The organism is Sphingobium agri (assembly GCF_023051225.1).
GTDB classification, from domain to species: domain Bacteria; phylum Pseudomonadota; class Alphaproteobacteria; order Sphingomonadales; family Sphingomonadaceae; genus Sphingobium; species Sphingobium agri.
Map to the genome: position 1 here is coordinate 1 of NZ_JALKHS010000011.1, position 19,169 is coordinate 19,169.

At 62.5% G+C, this 19,169-nt stretch carries 16 protein-coding genes and 1 tRNA gene; 8 read left to right on the plus strand and 9 right to left on the minus strand.

Annotated features, from left to right (window positions below):
- Both MU848_RS13730 and MU848_RS13735 read left to right on the plus strand, forming a co-directional pair.
- On the plus strand, window positions 1-303 hold a 303-nt coding region (locus MU848_RS13730), incomplete at its 5' end, for an NAD(P)(+) transhydrogenase (Re/Si-specific) subunit beta (RefSeq protein WP_247229521.1).
- 83 nt (window positions 304-386) lie between these two features.
- Window positions 387-581, plus strand: a complete 195-nt coding sequence (locus MU848_RS13735; protein ID WP_201515942.1) for a hypothetical protein — start codon at window positions 387-389, stop codon at window positions 579-581.
- Between the two features lie 361 nt (window positions 582-942).
- Here MU848_RS13735 and MU848_RS13740 read toward each other — a convergent pair.
- Window positions 943-1,017: transfer RNA gene (locus MU848_RS13740), tRNA-Gln, on the minus strand.
- A 125-nt stretch (window positions 1,018-1,142) separates the two neighbouring features.
- Between MU848_RS13740 and MU848_RS13745 the strand changes: the two genes are divergently transcribed.
- Both MU848_RS13745 and MU848_RS13750 read left to right on the plus strand, forming a co-directional pair.
- Window positions 1,143-1,664, plus strand: coding sequence for a MarR family winged helix-turn-helix transcriptional regulator (locus MU848_RS13745; protein WP_201515943.1), 522 nt, complete (start codon window positions 1,143-1,145; stop codon window positions 1,662-1,664).
- Window positions 1,665-1,731: 67 nt separating this feature from the next.
- A complete protein-coding gene (locus MU848_RS13750; protein WP_247233330.1) occupies window positions 1,732-2,046 on the plus strand; it encodes a hypothetical protein in 315 nt (104 codons plus the stop codon).
- A gap of 19 nt (window positions 2,047-2,065) precedes the next feature.
- On the opposite strand, the gene MU848_RS13755 is transcribed toward MU848_RS13750, so the two are convergent.
- The 4 genes from MU848_RS13755 to MU848_RS13770 form a co-directional block, all read right to left on the minus strand.
- Window positions 2,066-2,893: a transglutaminase family protein gene (locus tag MU848_RS13755; protein WP_247233338.1), complete on the minus strand. Its 828-nt coding sequence runs from the start codon at window positions 2,891-2,893 to the stop codon at window positions 2,066-2,068.
- Between the two features lie 147 nt (window positions 2,894-3,040).
- Entirely contained in the window at window positions 3,041-4,882 is a 1,842-nt protein-coding gene (locus MU848_RS13760) for a response regulator (RefSeq protein ID WP_247233340.1), read from the minus strand.
- Window positions 4,872-5,735 (minus strand): CheR family methyltransferase, encoded by an 864-nt coding sequence (locus tag MU848_RS13765; protein WP_247233348.1) that lies wholly within the window; start codon window positions 5,733-5,735, stop codon window positions 4,872-4,874. Before MU848_RS13765 ends, MU848_RS13760 begins: the two co-directional genes overlap by 11 nt.
- Window positions 5,732-8,830 carry a response regulator gene (locus MU848_RS13770; protein ID WP_247233350.1) on the minus strand — a complete coding sequence of 1,033 codons (3,099 nt, stop codon included), beginning with the start codon at window positions 8,828-8,830 and terminating at the stop codon, window positions 5,732-5,734. The genes MU848_RS13765 and MU848_RS13770 overlap by 4 nt, the downstream gene beginning before the upstream one ends.
- Before the next feature lie 243 nt (window positions 8,831-9,073).
- Here MU848_RS13770 and MU848_RS13775 point away from each other — a divergent pair, with 243 nt between their 5' ends.
- Window positions 9,074-10,387 (plus strand): MFS transporter, encoded by a 1,314-nt coding sequence (locus tag MU848_RS13775; RefSeq protein ID WP_247233352.1) that lies wholly within the window; start codon window positions 9,074-9,076, stop codon window positions 10,385-10,387.
- Window positions 10,388-10,576: 189 nt separating this feature from the next.
- Entirely contained in the window at window positions 10,577-10,867 is a 291-nt protein-coding gene (locus tag MU848_RS13780) for a hypothetical protein (protein ID WP_201515948.1), read from the plus strand.
- 106 nt (window positions 10,868-10,973) lie between these two features.
- On the opposite strand, the gene MU848_RS13785 is transcribed toward MU848_RS13780, so the two are convergent.
- Genes MU848_RS13785 through MU848_RS13800 form a run of 4 tightly spaced genes read right to left on the minus strand, consistent with a single transcriptional unit; the run spans window position 10,974 to window position 15,608 of the window.
- Window positions 10,974-11,762: a DeoR/GlpR family DNA-binding transcription regulator gene (locus tag MU848_RS13785; protein WP_247233354.1), complete on the minus strand. Its 789-nt coding sequence runs from the start codon at window positions 11,760-11,762 to the stop codon at window positions 10,974-10,976.
- A gap of 19 nt (window positions 11,763-11,781) precedes the next feature.
- The gene (locus tag MU848_RS13790) at window positions 11,782-13,026 is read right to left on the minus strand and encodes an MFS transporter (protein WP_247233356.1); all 1,245 of its coding nucleotides are present in this window, start codon (window positions 13,024-13,026) and stop codon (window positions 11,782-11,784) included.
- Window positions 13,023-14,177, minus strand: a complete 1,155-nt coding sequence (lldD, locus tag MU848_RS13795) for an FMN-dependent L-lactate dehydrogenase LldD (protein ID WP_247233363.1) — start codon at window positions 14,175-14,177, stop codon at window positions 13,023-13,025. The genes MU848_RS13790 and lldD overlap by 4 nt, the downstream gene beginning before the upstream one ends.
- Before the next feature lie 12 nt (window positions 14,178-14,189).
- Window positions 14,190-15,608, minus strand: coding sequence for an FGGY-family carbohydrate kinase (locus MU848_RS13800; protein ID WP_247233365.1), 1,419 nt, complete (start codon window positions 15,606-15,608; stop codon window positions 14,190-14,192).
- Between the two features lie 89 nt (window positions 15,609-15,697).
- On the opposite strand from MU848_RS13800, the gene MU848_RS13805 reads away from it, so the two are divergent.
- Window positions 15,698-17,809, plus strand: a complete 2,112-nt coding sequence (locus MU848_RS13805) for a bifunctional rhamnulose-1-phosphate aldolase/short-chain dehydrogenase (RefSeq protein WP_247233367.1) — start codon at window positions 15,698-15,700, stop codon at window positions 17,807-17,809.
- 23 nt (window positions 17,810-17,832) lie between these two features.
- Window positions 17,833-19,125: an L-rhamnose catabolism isomerase gene (gene rhaI, locus MU848_RS13810; RefSeq protein WP_247233369.1), complete on the plus strand. Its 1,293-nt coding sequence runs from the start codon at window positions 17,833-17,835 to the stop codon at window positions 19,123-19,125.
- Window positions 19,126-19,169: the final 44 nt, after the last annotated feature.

A 19,169-nucleotide genomic window follows, 5' to 3' on the forward strand; every position in this document is an offset into this window, starting at 1 on the left:
GACCTGGACGACATCAACCCGGAACTGCCGCAGGCGGATGTTGCGGTGATCATCGGCGCGAACGATACGGTGAACCCCTCGGCACGCGACGATCCCCAGAGCGCGATCGCGGGCATGCCGATCATCGAGGCGGACAAGGCCAAGTCGGTGTTCGTCATCAAGCGTTCGATGAACGCAGGCTTTGCCGGGATCGACAACCCGATCTACTATAACAGCAACACCCAGATGCTGTTCGGCGATGCCAAGGACATGGTCGGCTCCATCGCCAAGGAACTGGCAGGCGGCGGAAGCGGCCTCCACTGAGCCCCGCCTAAGGGGTCGGCTTTAGGTGAACTCTTCGGCTCTGCGGAGTTCGGAGGGATGGCAGAGGAGGCTAAGAAGGAACGGTGGTTGATGCCATCCGCCAGTTCAATGATCCCGCCTGTCAGATGCTGGAGGAGCGCAACGCTCAATACTGCTCCAGCCGGGGGGCTGCCCGAGCCTTGGCTGATTACCGCAAGGACGGCATGGCCCCTAACGAGGCCGAGCAGGAGATGCTGGGCTACATCCGGTCAGAGAGTCTTCCTGAGCCGCAGCGGTGATGCGGAAAAAGCCATCAAGATGACGCAAGGAGAGCTGTGGGATCCAACCCTTCAGCGCTCCCCCTCTTCGCGCTCTACGGCTCAGGAAAGCCCGTTAGTCCCAGCTAAAAAAATGCGAAGCGGTTTTCCCGGACTCTCTTTCGCTGCCCTGTGGGCTGGGAGGCTGGCGGGACGCCTTCGGAGATCGCAGCGATGCTTGGTTGGACGGTGACGACAGCGAACAGAATGCTTGATGTGTATCAGGCGATGACAGCGGCCTTGAGCAACTCGGCGGTCGCTAAATTGGAGGCTCGCAAGGCATGATTGGTGCGGAATGCCTGTGATAAAATCAGCGGAGATGGCTGAAACCCGCAGAAAACCTTGGCTGGGGCGGCAGGATTCGAACCTGCGCATGGCGGTACCAAAAACCGCTGCCTTACCGCTTGGCTACGCCCCAGCATGCGCGCGGCGGTGCCGGGCGCGGGGACGGCATATAGCGTCTCTTGCGCGAAAGGAAAGCCTAGTCATCACAGACTTGCTCCGCCAATATGCGGGCGTCAAACCCTTCCTGGAACGCCCGGCATGAATGCAAATAGTTCGCCCGCCAATGCACCGGCTTCGCAGGTCACGCCTGCCTCTCCCCTGTTCCTGCGGGAGGACGAAATCCGGCGCGGGATCGAGATGCTGTATTTCGGCTACTCCGCCTTGACGCGGTCCATCGATGATGGGCTTGCGGCGCAGGGGCTGGGGCGTGCGCATCACCGTGCGCTGTATTTCATCTCGCGCCAGCCTGACCTGACGGTAAAGGAATTGCTGCGCCTTCTGTCCATCACCAAACAGTCGCTTGGCCGCGTCCTCAACGACCTTGTGGAGCGCGGCTATATCGAAACCCGGCAAGGGGCGAATGACCGGCGGCAAAAACTGCTTCGGCTCAGTGCCTCGGGCAAGGCGCTGGAGGCTGAATTATTCCGTGCCCTGCGTGAAAAGATGGCGGCGGCCTATGCGCAGGCGGGGCAGGGCTCCGTCACCGGCTTTTGGCGCGTGTTGGAAGGATTGATCCCGGACGTCGACCGGTCCATGGTGTTCGGGTTGCGCAGCCGCTGACTGGCGAGCAACCATAATGTCTTGCGGTGGTTAAGTTCAGGCACTCTGCGGTAAGATGAGGAAGATCATGAGATTATCACTTCTGGCTGGCCTGGCGATCTCGGCGGGCATGAGCCTGTCCGCTTGCTCGGAAAAGGCAGCCGACAGCCTTGAGAATGCGGGATCGGCGATCGGTAATGATGTCAGCCGGGCAGTGGATCAGGCGGGCGAGAAAATCGACAACGGCCTCGACGATGCGGGGCGGGCGTTTGATGAGGGCGCAAATGAAGTCGGAGCTGCGAGCCGCAATGCAGCTCAGGATGCCCGGCGCGAAGCACGGGAAGCCAAGCAGGACGCGGGCGCCGCTATGGAGCGCGCCGGGAATGACCTCAGGCGGGATTGAACCCGCACCGGGCAGGGCTTTAGGCCTGAGATTGGCCGGACAGCTGGCTAAGCGCCGCTGCGACATAGCGGCGGCGTTCAGGGTCGCGGCTGATCTCCAGCATGGCGCATAGGCTCGCGCGCGCCGCCTCGACCTCGCCATGCACCAGCTGCAAGCGGGCAAGTGCCCACCAGCCGGCGTCATGTTCAGGCGCGACCACGGTCATCCGCTCATATATGGTGCATGCCCGCCATGTATCACCCGCATCCTCCGCTCGCGTAGCCTGATTCAGGAGCAGGCGGACGAGGGTCATGCGGTTCGACATCGGCTCGACGGCGGATTGGGCCTGGGGACCGGAAATGGCGGCCCTCGTCAACAACTCTGACAATTGTTCAGCCTGCACCAGTGCGCCACGCCGGAAGGGATCGATAATCGCCGGAGCATCCTCAGGCCCGATGCTGACCAGGACATGTCCAGGCGTATTGAGGGCGTGGGAACGCCATCCCGCCCGCCGCGCGGCTGCGACATAGAGGATGGACAGGCTGACCGGCAGCCCCAGCCGCCGGTCCAGCACCCGCACCATGTCCGCGTTCAGCGGTGCATCATAGCTCTCACTATCACCCGCGAAGCCGAACTGCGTGCCGATTACGCGCGCGAGCAGGGCGCCTTGGGCCTCACCCGATTGCAGCTCATCGTCCCCGGCGCCGGACCGCTCCGCATCGATGGCTTTGCCGATCCCGCGCAGCAGCTCCAGATAGGGTTCAACGTCGATCCCTTCATGATCGAGCGCGCTCAACATCAGCGCGGCGCTGTCGAGTTCGATCTCCTCATCGGCCAGCAAACCGAGATAGGCGATGCTCTCGTTCATCGAAGCACCGATGCGGCAGGAATGGAGGGAACCCGCGGCTCCCGGAAACTCACGGTCGAAAAACTTGCCATGCCCTGTAGATGGGGTCGCTCACGCCGCTTTCCACCAACCTATGAGGAAAAAGACGCTGGCGGGACAGGAAAGGCATTATTGTACAGCAATGGGTGGCGCTGCGAGGAGGACGATGTCGGCATCTTCGCACAGCTTCGCCGCACAATTCAATAATGCCTTGGGATCAAAGGGTTTGCCTATCAACATCCGGTCCTGAAAGTCCTCGGGCAGGCTTTCCCGGCCATATCCAGTCACAAAGGCGAAGGCGATGTTCCTCTGCGCCAGTGCCGCGCCAACATGATCGACGGACATGCCCTGCAAATTGCCATCGAGCAGCGCAGCGTCGAAGTCGGCGCTCTTGATCAATGCCAGCGCTTCTTCGGCCGAGCCAGCGATCGTCACCCCTCCGGCCCCGCCATCCTCCAACAGGCTTGCAATTTCCATCGCCACCAGCGGTTCATCCTCGATCACCAGGAAAGCGCGCCCGGTGATCGCGCCGCCTTCAGCAGCATTCAGCTCTTCGCCGAGATTGATCCCCGGACTTGCGATGTTGACCCGGCTGATGCGCGGCCCCCTGGGCAATGTCATGGTCCAGCAAACGCCGCTTTCCTCATAGCTCACGCGCGCCTGCCCGCCTTCCGCCTTCAGGCTGCGTTCGATAAGAGCGGTGCCAAATCCTCTGCGGGTGGGCTCGGCAACGCGCGGACCACCGCTTTCTGCCCAACGGATCGACAGATGCTCACGCTCCATCTTCCACGACAGCGACACGGTGCCCGCCGGTGTGCAAAGCGCGCCATATTTATGGGCATTGGTCACAAGCTCGTGCAGGATGAGAGCGACATGCAGCGCCAACTCGGGCGCCAGCTCCAGTTCCGGCCCTTCGATCTGCAACTGCCCTAGATCGATGGCGCCAATGTCGATCTGGCCATTGACCAGTTCGCGCAAAGACGCGCCCTGCCATGTGGTGCTGCTGAGCAAGGAGTGCGCGCGCGCAAGGGCATGGATGCGCCCTGTGAAGGTCGGGGCAAAGTCGGACGGACCCGAGGAATGGCGCAAGGTCTGCACGGCGATGGCCTGCACCGACGCCAGCGTGTTCTTGACCCGGTGGTTCAGTTCCCCGATGAGCAGGCGCTGCGTCTCTTCCGCGCGCTTCCGTTCGGTCACGTCGAGAATCTGGACATTGACGGACACGATCCGTCCCTGCCCATTGAGCAGTGCCGAACAATAGCATTCGCATTCCAGCGTCAGCCCTTCGGCCGTGCGCATGCGCAAATGCTGGACGGCGCGAACGCTGCGCCCGGCGATCAGGTCGCTCATCAACCCATCGAACGCGGCCTCATCATCGGGGTCGATCCATTTGAGTTCGCTCGTCTTGAACCCGGCCACTTCCGGCGATCGCCATCCGAACAGCCGCTCGGCGCCATTGGACCAGCCTATGATGTGGCGTGCCGCGTCAAATTCGATGATCGCGAGCGGCGAATTGTCACTATGCGCGTGCAGCCGGGCGAGGGCGGCGGCAATCTCGTCACGCTGGCGGGCCAGTTCCTCCCGCTGCCGGAAAAGCTCGACGAAGACGGCGGTCTTGTTCCGCAGGATATGCGCATCGACGGGCTTCAGCAGATAATCGACGGCGCCCGCCTCATATCCCCGAAATCGCCGCCTTTCATCGGTGGCGACGGCCGTCAGGAAGATGATCGGCACCCGGCGGGTCCGCTCGGTCCCGCGCATCAATTCGGCAAGCTCGAAACCATCCATGCCCGGCATCTGCACGTCCAGCAGCGCCAGCGCGACATCATGCACCAGCAGCAGTTCGAGCGCCTGCACGCCGGACCGCGCCCTCAGCAGCTCTACGCCTTCTCCAGCGAACAGAGCCTCCAGCGCGAGCAGATTCTCCTCGACATCATCGACCGCCAAGATCTTGGGCTTTTCATGCTGCATGGCGCAGATCCTCCAAGTCCTTCACATTGCGCCGGTAGATTTTCTCTGCCTCATGGAAATCCGCAAAGGCTGCGGAGTAGCGGGAGAAGCGGAGCGTCTCCTTCGATCCCAATCCCAGAAATCCGCCCCGCACCAGCGCTCCGCCGAACAGCCCGAGCGCCCGGTCCTGCAATTCGCGATTGAAATAGATCAGCACATTGCGGCTCGACACCAGTTGCACTTCGGCGAACACCTGGTCACTGGCCAGATTATGTTCGGCAAACACCGCGCGGCGGCGCAGCGTCTTGTCGAACACGGCCGCGCCATAGGCAGCGGTATAATAATCGGACAACGACTGCTTGCCGCCTGCCAGCCGGTGATTTTCCGTAAACTGCGCGATCCGGTCGAGGTCATAGATCCCTGCCTCCGCCTTCTTGAGCGCGGCGGGGCTGATGTCCGTGCAATAGAAGATGGTTCGATCCTCCAACCCTTCTTCCCGGAAAAGGATCGCCAGCGAATAAAATTCCTCGCCATTGGCGCAGCCTGCGATCCAGATCTTGAGCGAAGGATAGGTGCGAAGGTGTGGCACCACTAATTCCCGCAACGCCCGGAAATAGGCGGGGTCGCGGAACATCTCGCTCACCTGGATGGTCAGGAAGCCCATCAGGTCGGCGAACACCGCCGGGTCGCGCAGCAGGAGATGCTGAAGCTGCGACAGGCTTTCGCACCCATGCCGCTGCTGTGCCCGCGCCAGCCGCCGGTGCAGCGACCCACGCGAATAGCCGCGAAAGTCGTAATGATAATGCCGCCAGAGCGCCTCCAGCAGCAGGTCAAGCTCCAACTCCTCGTGGAGTGCGAATATCTCCTCGCTCATCGCGGCATCCACACGCGGGTGAGGCTCAGCAGCTTGTCGACGTCCAGCGGCTTGGCCAGATAGTCGTTCGCGCCAGCGTCCAGGCAGTCCTGCTGGTCTCGCGCCATGGCCTTGGCGGTGAGCGCGATGATGGGCATCTGCCTGCCCCATGGCTGGGACCGGATTTCCCGCGTGGCCGTGAGGCCATCCATCTCCGGCATCATCACGTCCATCAGCACCAGATCGACAGGATCGGAAAGGCCGCGCGCCGCCTCGTCCAGCGTCTGGAGCGCCTCCCGACCATTACGTGCGATCCGCACCTTGGCCCCATGCGGCTCGAATATGGAGGTGAGGGCATAGACGTTGCGGATGTCGTCCTCGACCACCAGAATTTCGCGTCCGTCCAACGCGGCGTCGCGGTTCAACGATTTGGCGATCAGCGCCTGCTGCGGTTCCGGAAGGTCGGACACCACCTGATGCAGGAACAGCGTCACCTCATCCAGCAAGCGCTCGGGCGATTTAGCGCCCTTGACGATGATCGACTTGCTGTAGCGCCTCAGCCGCATTTCTTCTTCGGGAGCAAGGTCGCGGCCGGTATAAACGATGACGGGCGGGAAACCGACAGCCTCGTCGGCGCTCAGCCGCTCCAGCAGATCGAGGCCGGACGCGTCGGGCAGGTTGAGGTCGAGCACCATGCAATCGAATGTCTCGCGGCCGAGCAGATCGAAACATCGCGCGGCGGAATGCGCCTCGACCGTCTCGACATCACGCGACGCGAGCAACAGCTTCACGCTCTCGGCCTGCTGCGCATCATCCTCCACCACCAAGACGCGGCGCAGGCGCTGGGACATGCGCGCTTCCAACCCTTCCAGCATATCGACCAGAGCGTCGCGCTTCACCGGCTTGAACAGATAGCCGATCGCGCCGCTGGACAGCGCCGCCTGACTATCGTCATCGACGGATACCACATGCACCGGAATATGGCGCGTACGCACGTCGCGCTTGATCCGGTCGAGCACCGAAAGGCCGGTATGATCCGGCAGGTTCATGTCCAATATGACGGCATTTGGCACATATTGCCGCGCCATCAGCGCGCCTTCGTCAGCGGTGGTCGCGATCAGGCATTGAAAATTCAGTTCGTGCGCGACATCGCAGAGGATCTTGGCGAAGACCGGATCATCCTCGACGATCAGGATGACGCGCGCATCGCCCGACAGCGTTTCCCGGTCGTCCTGCGCGGCCGGGCCTTTGCGGCGGCGGGCAGGCTTAGGGTTGGACGGGGCAGGGCGGAACTGTTCGACCGGCCGCAACATCTCTGCGGAACTGCTTGCCGCATCATCATAGCGCTCGGGCAGGATCAGCGTGAATGCGCTGCCTTCGCCAGCGATACTCTCCACCTGCACTTCGCCGCCAAGCAGGCGGGCGAGTTCGCGCGAAATGGAAAGACCAAGGCCGGTGCCGCCATATTTGCGGCTGACGGTGCCATCGGCCTGGCGGAAGGCTTCGAATATCACTTGCTGCTGTTCGGGCGGGATGCCGACGCCCGTGTCCCGCACGGTAAAGGCGATCCTGCCGTTGGCGGCTGCGTTCACGGCCAACGTGACTGATCCCGTCTCGGTGAACTTGATGGCGTTGGACAGGAAATTCTTCAGCACCTGTTCGATCCGCTGGGGATCGCTGTCCATTTCCGCAGGCGCGCCCGGCTCCTGCTTCACGCTGAACGCAAGGCCCTTCGATTTTGCGGACGGCGCGAAGACCGCCTCCATCTTTTCGGTGAGCGCACGGATGCTCATGCGGCGGGTATGCAGTTCCAGCTTGCCCGCCTCGATCTTTGAAATGTCGAGAATATCGTTGATCAGCGTCAGCAGGTCATTGCCTGACGTCTCGATCGTCTCGGCATGCCGTACCTGCTCTGGCGACAGGTTGCCGCCGCGATTTTCCGCCAGCAATCGCGCCATGATAAGCAGCGAGTTGAGCGGCGTGCGCAGTTCGTGGCTCATATTCGCCAGGAACTCGGACTTGTAGCGGCTCGCCTGTTCCAGCTCGCCAGCCTGGTTTTCCAGCGATCGCTGCGTCCGCGTCAGGTCGTCGCGCTGGATTTCCAACTGCCGCGCCTGTTCTTCAAGCTGGGAATTGGTCTGTTCCAGCTCCGCCTGCTGGGTTTCCAGCCTGGCGGCCGATTCCTGCAACTGGCGGCTTTGCTGCTCCAGCTCTTCATTATTGGCGCGCAGCTCCTCGCTTTGCGCCTGCAATTCCTCGGCCTGCTGCTGCGTTTCTTCCAGCAGTTCACGCAGGCGCGCACGATATTTGCCTGACCGAATGGCGACGCCCAGCTGCGCACCGATCCTGTCCAGCAATGCCTGTGCTTCGCTATCGGCGTCCTTGGGCAAGCCCAGTTCGATGACGGCGTTGATGGTGCCGTCGGCCTGTGTCGTGCTGATAAGCAGGCTGTCGGGCTTCGATTGGCCCAGTGCCGACCCGTAGGACAGATAACCGTCAGGCACGTCCTTGAGGAAAAAGCTGCGCTTGTCGCGCACCGCTTGGCCCAACAGCCCGTCGCCCAGCGAAAATCGCTCCGGCAGCGGCGCGTCCGCAGGCACCGCATAGGTGGCATAGCGGCGAAAACCTTCCCCATTGGCGATGTACAGCGCGCCCGCCTGCGCCTTCAGATAATCCGCCAGAAATGTAAGCGCGCTCGTCGCCAAAGTATCGAGGGGCTGTTCGCCGCCGACCGCCTTTGCAAGGCCGACCTGTCCGCCTTGCAGCCACTCCTCCCCCGCGATCGCCAGCCGGTTGCGGATGAACAGCACGCCGATGATGGCCAGGACCCAGCAGGTCACGCCTGCCAACGCACGGTTGGTGATCGCGACCTGGGGATCGACGCCCGGGGGCGCCAGCGTGAAGCCGACGATGGTCAGCAGCGTCGCCAGCGCGGTAACGATCAACGGAACCTGCTGCCGCCGCGCCACATAGGAAAGAACGATGGGAAGCAGATAGGCGACCCATACCGCCGTCCCAAGCGGGAAGATGATGTCGGCTGCGAAGGGCAGGGCGAGAAGAACGGCCAGCGCACCATAAAGCCAGGCCTGCGTGATCGGCGATTTAGACTGCTGCATCCGTTTAAAAAAAGCCCCTGTCGCGCGGTCCGCGCCACAGGAAGCCCACTTCCCCCTTTTTGCCCTTCGCCCGACATGCACGAATAGCCCCTAAAAAGGGTTTTCGGGCGTGCCTTGAAGGGCTGCAACGACCGAAGTGGCGAATGGTTCCCTCACAAAGTTCGCCGCCCACTCAACTCGCGCTTGTTCCTTGAAGCGCTTCGCCCCTATGCAGATGACCATAGCGAACAAGGGGGAGGGCGGATGAACGCGCAAATGGATGCCGCCGACAGGGCAGTCAGCATGCGGGAACTAAGGACAGTCGTCGGCGCCAGCCTTATCGGCACGATGATCGAATGGTTCGATTTCTTCATCTACGGCGTCGCGTCCGCTCTGGTGTTCAACCGCCTGTTCTTCCCGTCCTTCGATCCGTTGACGGGCACGTTGCTCGCCTTTTCGACCTACGCGCTCGGCTTCCTCGCCCGGCCCTTGGGTGGGATCGTGTTCGGCCATTTCGGCGACCGCATCGGGCGCAAGACGTTGCTGATGATCAGCCTGCTTACCATGGGCCTTTCGACGACCGCCATCGGCCTGCTGCCTACCTATCAACAGATCGGCACCTGGGCGCCGGTTTTGCTCGTCCTGCTCCGCCTGCTCCAGGGCTTTGCCGTGGGCGGCGAATGGGGCGGCGCGGTGCTGATCGTGGCGGAGGTCGCACCCGCCTCGCAACGCGGCTTCTGGACCAGCTGGCCGCAAGTCGGCGCCCCCGCGGGCAATCTGCTCGCCGCCGCCATTTTCGCCATGTCTTCGGCTCTGCTCACCGAAGCTGACTTCATGGCCTGGGGCTGGCGCATACCTTTCCTGCTGTCGATCGTGCTCGTGTTCGTTGGCTGGTGGCTCCGCCGCGCCGTGTCCGAAAGCATGGTCTTCGCGCGCGAAGCAGCCGCTGGCGGCGTCGAGCGCTTCCCCGCGATCGAGGCGCTCCGCCGCAAGGGCCGCGCCCTCCTCATCGGAGCGGGGCTCCGCTTCGGCGAGAATATCTGCTACTATGTCGCCGCCACTTTCGCGATCACCTATTGGACGGAAATCAAGGGCGGAGACCGCTCGCTCGTCCTCAACGCCGTGCTGATCGGCTCCGCGCTCGAATGTCTCACCATGCCCCTGTTCGCCGCCTTGTCCGACCGTATCGGGCGCAGGCTCGTCTATGGCGCGGGCGCGCTGTGCGTAGCCGCCTGGTTCCTCATCTTCTTCACGCTGCTTGATGAGGGCACCATCTGGAGCGTTGGCATCGCCATAACCGTCGCGATGGTGGCCCATGGCGCCATGTACGCCCCGCAGGGCGCGATGATCACCGAGCTTTTCCCCACCCGCCTGCGCTATTCGGCCGCCAGCATAGCCTATCAGGCGACATCCATCATTGCGGGCTCGCTCGCCCCGATCATCGCCCTGTCGCTCTACAAGGCGAGCGGGGGCACCGGCATGGTCGCCGCCTATGTGATCGGCGGCCTGCTTATCACCCTCATCGCCGTTGCGGCGGCACCCGAAACGCGCGGGGTGGATCTCAACAAGGTGGGGTGATCGCGAACATTATCGAAGCCCTAACCTATGTACGCGCACCCCTGTTTCCGCTCGCCTAAAAGGAAGATGTTCAGGGAAGAGATGGCGAGAGACCCGGCAGCTACCAGCCCGTCTCTCGCCACCCTTTGATACTCTTACGGAACAAGCTGAAGCTCCATCTGTTCACTATCCACCAAGAGGAGGATAGAGATGGCCGAAGTTCACAGAGATCCCTATACCGGAGACCGGACGGTCGTTCACAAAAGCCGCGGCGGGCGAACGCTTGCAATAGTATTGATCCTGATCCTGGCAGTCGTCGGCATCCTGTTCGCCACGGGCTTCTGGAAGGCCGATGTCAAGGGCGGCGACATGCCGGAAGTCAGCGTCCAGGGCGGCGACCTTCCCAAGGTGGACGTCGACTCGAAGGAGGTCGTCGTTGGCTCGAAGAAGGAAACCATCGACGTTCCGACCGTCGGCGTGAAGGATAATGGCGAAGAATAACCTTCGCTAAGAAGCCGAGAAACAGTTTAGCGGGTGAGACGCCATGGCAGCATCAAAGGGCTGCCACGGAGTTTCGCCCGCTTTTTCGATCAAACACGTCGCGGCATCACGCGTCCGCGATGATGACTTCAGCGCCCGCATGTTCCAGCATGGCGATGGCGCGCGGCTCGACACCCCGATCCGTGACCACGACATCCACCTCGTTCAGGCCGCAAACGATCGCTCCTGACGACGACGTGAATTTGGAACTGTCGACCAGCAATATGACCTGCTCCGCCCGATCGATCAGGCGGCGTTCGGCGGCGACCAGAATGACATCCTGCTGCATCACGCCCTGAGGCCCCACGGCCGCTGCGCCCATGAAGAGCTTGGGCGCGTGAAATCGCGGCATCGATTCCTCGCCCGCAGGCGCCAGGATGATGTTCTGTTCCCTGAACAGCGTGCCGGACGGTAGGAGTATCTGCGTGCCAGTCTGCGGCAGCAGCGCGTTGGCGATATGCAGCGAATTGGTCAGCACCGACAGGTCCAGCCCATCGATATGCGGGCACATCTGCAACGTCGTCGTGCCGCCATCGATCATGATGCCTTCGCCATGCTGGCACAATTCCGCGGCAGCCCGGCCGATCGATCGCTTCTGCGCCAGATTTTCCGTGATGGATTGGGCAAAAGGCGTGCCCGCCAGCCGTGCCCCGCCATCCGGCTTGCCGCCATGGCTTTCCGTCAGCCGCGCCCCGCCCCGGACGCGGTGGATCACGCCCTCGTCCTCGAGCCGGGAAAGGTCGCGGCGGATCGTGGCCGGGGACGCTGCAAGCCGCGATTCCAGGGCGCGATAGCTGACGAAGCCGGTAGGGCCCATTGCTTCGATGATCAGCCTTTCGCGTTCCTCCGCGTGCATTGTCCCCGAACCCCCTTGATCAGGCAGCCGCCCGTTCAGCTTCAAGCTGTTCCAGCGACTTGCCTTCGTTGCGCGGCGCCCAAAGGGTGCCGATGACGCCGCTAATGACGAGGAAGCCTGTCAGAATCCACGCCAGCGTCGTGAAGCCCGTAGCGCTCAGCATCGGAACGAAGAAGCTGAATATGCCAAGGCTGATGCGAACTATCGCAAAGCACAGGCCCTGCGCGGTCGACCGCAGCATCGTTGGGAACATCTCCGAACTCCACAGCTGGAAGAAGCTCTGTGCGCCGAAACCGCCGCCGAACTGAAGCAGGAAGACGTGCAGCAGCGCGATCGGGATGGTCAGCGGGAAGATGGCGAGCAGGACCATGCCGATCACCTGGATGACCGCCGAGATCGCGAACAGCGTTCGCTGATTGACCTTGTCCGCATAGCGCATGAAGACCAGGCCGATGGAGGCCATGCCGATCGCGAAAGACAGCGCCTGAATGGCGACCGACTGCGCCTGCGTCGCCGCGCCCACCGTGCGCAGGATATAGGGGAAGAAGAAGCCATTCGTCCCCGCCCACAGGTTCCAGAAACCATACATGCCGACCAGGCCCAGGATGGACGCCAGATATTTGGGCTGGAACAGCGTGGACACTGGCAGCTTGGTCACGCCTTCCGCCTGCGCGGCTTCCCACCGTTCGGATTCCTTCATCCGCGAACGCAGGAAGGTGAGGCCGAGCGCGATCACCAGCAGATGGGCAAAGACGATCCGTGCGCCAAGTTCGCCAAGGCTGGTCAGCGCCAGGCTGAGCAACAGCACGACGACGGGCCCCAGATACCAGAGCACTTGCGCCACGCCGGAATGCTTGCCGCGCCGGTCATCGGGCGCTTGTTCGGCAATCAGCGACCAGGATGCCGGAATATCCGCGCCCACGGCTACGCCGACGATCAGGAAGCCGACCACGATCATCCACGGCGCGAAGGCAAAGACCAGCATCGCCATGCCGATCGCATAGACCAGCATGTCCCACTGGTAGATCTTCTTGCGGCCCAGCTTGTCGCACAGCCGCCCGCCGACATAGGCGCCCACGCCCGCGCCGATCGCATTCGGCCCGAAAGCGCCGATCAGGCCGATGAAGTCGTTCGACAGCCCATAGCTTTCCTGCCAGAGCGCGAGTGCGGCAGAGCCAGCGACGATAGACCCCGCGTCGATATAGTTGGCAAGTCCAGCAAGGATCGTGTCCCGCCAATTATCCTTCTGTGCTCCCGCACTCATACCATGTCCCTCCCGGTCAAAATGCTCTGGTTTATGTCCGCGATAGTGGAACAGCCGGTGAGCGCCATCGCCACCCGCATCTCCGCTTCGATCAATTGCAACATCTTCGTGACGCCGGCTTCACCCTGCGCCGCCAGCGCATAGGCCCAGGCGCGGCCGAGCAGCACGCCCTTCGCGCCCAGCGCCAGCATGCGCACCACGTCCAATCCCGAACGGACGCCGCCATCGGCCAGCACCGTCAACTTGTCACCCACAGCGTCCGCAATCGGGGGCAGGGCGCGCGCTGTCGACAGAACGCCATCCAGCTGCCGCCCGCCATGGTTGGACACGACGATACCGTCCGCTCCCAACGCAGCGGCTTCCCGCGCATCCTCGGGGTCAAGCAGCCCCTTGATGATCAGAGGGCCCTTCCATTCGGACCGGATGAAATCCAGATCGCGCCAGTGGATCGACGGATCGAAATTATTGCGCATCCAGGCGAAGAAATCCTCGATACCGGTCTTGCCCTGCAACACCGGCGCGACATTCCCCAGCGTATGGGGACGGCCGCGCACGCCCACGTCCCAGGCCCAGCCCGGCCTCATCATCGCTTGCGCCGTGCGCCAGATCGCGCCCTTCAACCCATCCGCGCCAGCAAGGCCGCTATGATAGTCGCGGTAGCGGCTACCCGGCACCGGCATGTCCACGGTGAAGACGAGGGCGGAGCATTGGGCGGCAGCCGCCTGCGCCAGCAAATCCTTCATGAAGGCGCGGTCGCGGATCATGTAAAGCTGGAACCAGAAGGGCTGCGACGCGGCACGCGCGACTTCGGCCAGAGAACAGGCGCCCACCGTCGAAAGAGTGAAGGGCACGCCCGCCGCTTCGGCAGCACGCAACGCTTGCGTCTCGCCGCGCCGTGCATTCAATCCGGCCAGGCCGATCGGGGCGAGCGCCACCGGCAGAGCCTGCTTCCGGCCGAACAGGCTGGTGGATAGTTCTAGGGCCGACACGTCGCGCAACACCCGCTGGCGCAGCGCGATGTCACTCAATTCGCTCACATTCTTGCGCAGCGTCACCTCGGCATATGAGCCGCCGTCGATATATTCGAACAGGAAACGGGGCAGGCGGCGTCGGGCGGCCTCACGAAAATCGGCGACGCTGGCTATCGGCATGCACGAAACCTTTTAAGAAACAAGCTCACCAATTCCAGCTAACCATCTGGAACGGTAGGAAGAAAGATCCTGGTCAAGCGGCTCAACCCGACTCAACGATCCTTGCGGCTTCAGGCTGGGATCGATCAGGCGGAGCGCGCCGAAGGACACGTCATTGTGGGCGTTGGCGGTATAGACCTCCATATCCGGCCGCAAGGAAGCCAGCGCCCGCACGAACACTTCGGCATCGGCAAAGCGGCCCTCGACCAGCAGCCGGTCTCGTGATCCAATCAGGTCCAGCATCGTGTCGGCAACCAGCGCAGCGTAGAGGCAAACCGCCGCGCGCCGCTGATACCAGTCGTCCGGGCGCTCCGTCCAATTGCCGGAACCGGCGGGGTAGGGGCCAAAGCCGGGCGCGAGCGTCGGCAGCAGCATCGCCCCGGATTTCAGCACGTCCGGAACCGCCGCGATCAAAGCTGGCTGATCAGGCTTGATGTCGACCCGGCGCGTGTCAAATTCGATCACCGTCTCGATTTCCCGGCCGCCCATGAAGCGGGCTGATGGAACGGCGCTGCCATAGGCGTCGACATTGACCAGGCAATCCCGCCCTTCGGCAAGGCTGCTCGTTGCCAACGCTTCCTGGGGCAGGCGCATGGCGATGAACCAGGTGCCGGTAGAGAGGATGGTTGAATCGCCCTGCGCGATCTCATCAAAGCCGCGCGCCGCCAGCAGGGCCGCATTGGAATCATGCAGCCCGGCAAGGACGCGGATGTCGGCAGAAAGGCCGGTGCGAGCCGCAAGATCGGGCCGCAGCGTACCGATGCTGTCGGCCGCCTTCACCAGCGGTGCGAAGCGTTCAGCCCAGCCCATCCGCTCGGCCAGCGGAGAGAAGCGGCCAGTATCCGGCGTCCAAAGATCGCTATGGCAACCAAGGCTCGTCACCTCGGTGGCCGCCGTGCCGGACAGGAACCAGCCCCAATATTGCGCCCAAGGCAGCAACGTTGCTGCCGCCATTTCGGCCGGGTAGAGGCGATCGAGCCAGAACAGCTGCGATCCGATGTTCAGGCCATCGGGCAGGGCGGGTGAACCTGTGACCGCAAAGGCGTCGCGCTCCTTGCGGTAGGCGCTCATGATGTCGTCCGGAATGGACTGTTCATAATCGAGCGGCGGGAAAGCCAGCTTGCCATCGGTCAGGGCAGCGACGCCTGCACCATGGGCTACGGGCACGATCACTTCGACATTGCTGGAGGCGTAGCGTGAAAGTGATTCGACGAGCCAGCCGCCGATGCCGTCCGTGTCGAGGCGGCGGATGCCGTCCTGCGTTCGCACCTCGTTCGGGCGCACCTGACGGTCCAGAATCCGGCCGTCGCGCGACCATAGGGACACTTTGCTCAGCGTCTTGCCGATATCGACGATAATGGCGAAGCCGAGGTTCAGTTCGTCCTCCCGCATGAAAATTTTCTCATCTTGTTTGATCGAATATGATCGATTAATAACGCAAAGGATTGATTGAGGAAAGCGCAAATGATAATAGGAGCGCCATGAACATGCAAAATCCCGTCTCGTCCTCGGCACTTCCCTTTGCCGTTCCTTCCAGCCGCTGGGATGACGGCGTCGCCGCGACTCTCAGCCCCGCCGAACTGCTCCTTTACCGGTCGAATCTGCTCGGTTCGGACCTCACGGTGACCAATTTCGGCGGCGGCAATACCTCCGCCAAGATCGTGGAGACCGATCCCCTGACGGGTGAGAAGGTGGAAGTGCTCTGGGTCAAGGGCTCGGGCGGCGACATCGGATCAATGAAACTCGACGGCTTTTCAACGCTCTACCAGGAAAAGCTGCTAGGCCTTGAGAAGCATTATGGCGGCCCGGACGACGATGACAAGATGGTCGGCTACCTGCCCCACTGCACGTTCAACCTCAATCCCCGCGCCGCGTCGATCGACACTCCGCTGCATTCGCTACTTCCTTTTGCACATGTCGATCACGTCCACCCCGACGCCATCATCGCGCTCGCAGCTTCTTCGGGTGGCGAAGCCGCAACCAAGGAAATCTGGGGCGGCAAGATCGGCTGGCTGCCCTGGAAGCGTCCCGGCTACACGCTCGGCGTCCAGTTGCGTGACTTCGTCAGGGCAAATCCCGGCGTCGAAGGGGTCATGCTTGCGGGTCACGGCATCATCTGCTGGGCCGACACCGCCAAGTCCTGCTACGAACATACCGTTCAGCTGATCGCGGACGCCGCCGAATATCTGAACGCAAAGTTGGCTGAAAAGCCAGCCTTCGGTGGTCAGGTGGTTGCGCCCAATACGGACCGTGCAGCGATCGCCGCCGACCTGATGCCGCGTCTGCGTGGCCTGATGACCGGCGCGCGTGCCAAGGTCGGACATTATTCCGACGACGCCGAAGCTTTGGAATTTGTGGGTTCAGCCGATTTCCTGCGCCTCGCCGCGCTGGGCACGTCCTGCCCCGATCACTTCCTGCGCACGAAGATCGCACCGCTGCCGCTCGATCCCGCAAAGCTGCAGGATGACGCTTATCTCGCTGACCAGATCGCCGCCTATCGCGATCTCTATGCCGCCTATTATGAGCGGTGCAAGCGGTCCAATTCGCCCGCCATGCGCGACGCGAACCCGATCGTGATCCTCGTGCCGGGCGTCGGGCGTATCACCTTTGCCGGTGACAAGACCACTGCACGTCTGGCCGGAGAGTTCTACGGCAACGCCATCAACGTGATGCGCGGCGCCGAGGCGATCGGCGAATATATTGCCCTCGATGAGCAGGAAGCATTCGACATCGAATATTGGCTGCTGGAGGAAGCAAAGCTCCAGCGCATGCCAAAGCCCAAGCCGCTGGTCGGCAAGATCGCACTGGTGACGGGCGGCGCGGGCGGCATCGGTGCCGCGACCGCCGCGCGGCTGCTGGCGGATGGCGCTTGCGTAATGCTCGCCGATCGCGATGCCAATGCGGTCGAAGAGGTTCGCGCAGGTTTCGCCAAGCAGTTCGGCAAGGATGTTATCCGCGCCGCCGTCTGCGACGTGACCGATGAAGCGCAAGTCCAGGCCGCGTTCGACGATTGCGCCCGCGAATTTGGTGGTCTCGATATTCTCGTCGCTAATGCGGGCATCGCTTCCTCGGCTCCGATCGAGGAGACCACGGTCGCGCTGTGGCGCAAGAATTACGACGTGCTGGCAGAAGGCTATTTCCTCACCGCCCGCGCTGCCTTCCCCCTGATGAAGCGGATGAAGGAACAGGGCGGCGCGTCGATCGTGTTCATCGGCTCGAAGAACGGCGTTGCCGCCGCGACCAACGCGTCGGCCTATGCATCGGCCAAGGCTGCCGCCAACCATCTGGCGCGGTGCCTGGCGCTGGAGGGCGCACCCTTCGGCATCCGCGTCAACACGGTGAACCCCGACGCAGTGATCAAGGGCAGTAAGATCTGGGACGGCGACTGGCGCAAGGAACGCGCTGGCGCACATGGGATCGACTCCGGCAAGGAACTGGAGGAACATTACCGCCAGCGCTCGATGCTGAAGCGCGATGTGCTGCCGTCCGACATCGCCGAGGCGGTTTACTTCCTGGCTGGCGACATGTCGGCCAAGTCGACCGGCAACATGATCAATGTCGATGCGGGCAATGCCCAGGCGTTCACGCGCTGATCGGCAACGGAGAGGTTATTATCATGAGCAACCTGCCCATTTCCGCCGAACTGATCGCGGAAGCAAATGCCCGCGATGCGGACGCGCTGGACGAAGATTATGCCGCGCTCGGACGTAAGCTGTCGCGCGCCGGCATCGACATCGAAGCAATCAAGGATCGGGTGGCGGGCTTTTCCGTCGCCGTGCCCAGCTGGGGCGCGGGACGGGGCGGCACGCGCTTCGCCAAGTTCCCGATCGCTGGCGAGCCGACCAACATCCATGAGAAGCTGGAAGATTGCGCCGTCATCAACCAGTTGAGCCGCGTGACACCGCGCGTGTCGCCGCATTTCCCTTGGGACAAGGTGAGCGATTACAAGGGTTTGCGCGAGGAAGCTCAGAGCCTCGGCCTGGGTTTCGATGCCGTCAATTCCAACACCTTCCAGGATCAGGCCGGGCAGGCGCAGACCTACGCCACCGGATCGCTGTCCTCTACCGTGGAAGCGACGCGCCAGCAGGCAGTTGAGCATAATATCGAGTGCATCGAGATCGGCCGTCAGTTGGGTTCGACTGACCTGACCGTTTGGGTCGGCGATGGCACGAACTTCCCGGGTCAGCAGGATCTGGGCCGCAGCCTGGACCGCTATCTGGAAGCTGCCGCACAGGTTTATGCCGCGCTGCCCGACGACTGGCGAATGCTGCTGGAACATAAGATGTTCGAGCCCGCCTTTTACTCGACGGTCATCTCTGACTGGGGTTCATCGATCCTCGCCGCGCAGGAACTTGGCCCCAAGGCGAAGTGCCTCGTTGACCTTGGCCACCACGCGCCCAACGTCAATATCGAACAGATCGTGGCGCGCCTGCATCGCTTCGGCAAGCTGGGCGGCTTCCACTTCAACGATAGCAAATATGGCGACGACGATCTAGATAGCGGTTCGATCAATCCGCACCAGCTCTTCCTCGTCTTCAACGAACTGGTGGAGGCAGAACTGCACCCGCGCGACGGGTTCAACCCCAGTTACATGATCGACCAGTCGCACAATGTGACTGACCCGATTGAATCCATGCTGTCATCGGCGGAAACGATCACGGCCTGCTTTGCCAAGGCACTGCTGGTCGATCGCGAAGCGCTGCATGCGGCGCAGGAAGCCAACGATACGATGATGGCGTTCCAGGCGCTGCGTCGCGCTTATAATATCGATGTGGCGCCGATCATCGCCAAGGCGCGACTGGAAGCTGGCGGCGCGATCGACGTGCTGTCGACTTATCGGGCCAGCTTGTGGCGTGAGCGCAAGGCGCAGGAGCGCAAGCCTGTAGGCCTCGGCGCAGGCATCGTCTAAGCTCAAGCAGATTTGGGGCGCTGGCAATATTGTCAGCGCCTTTA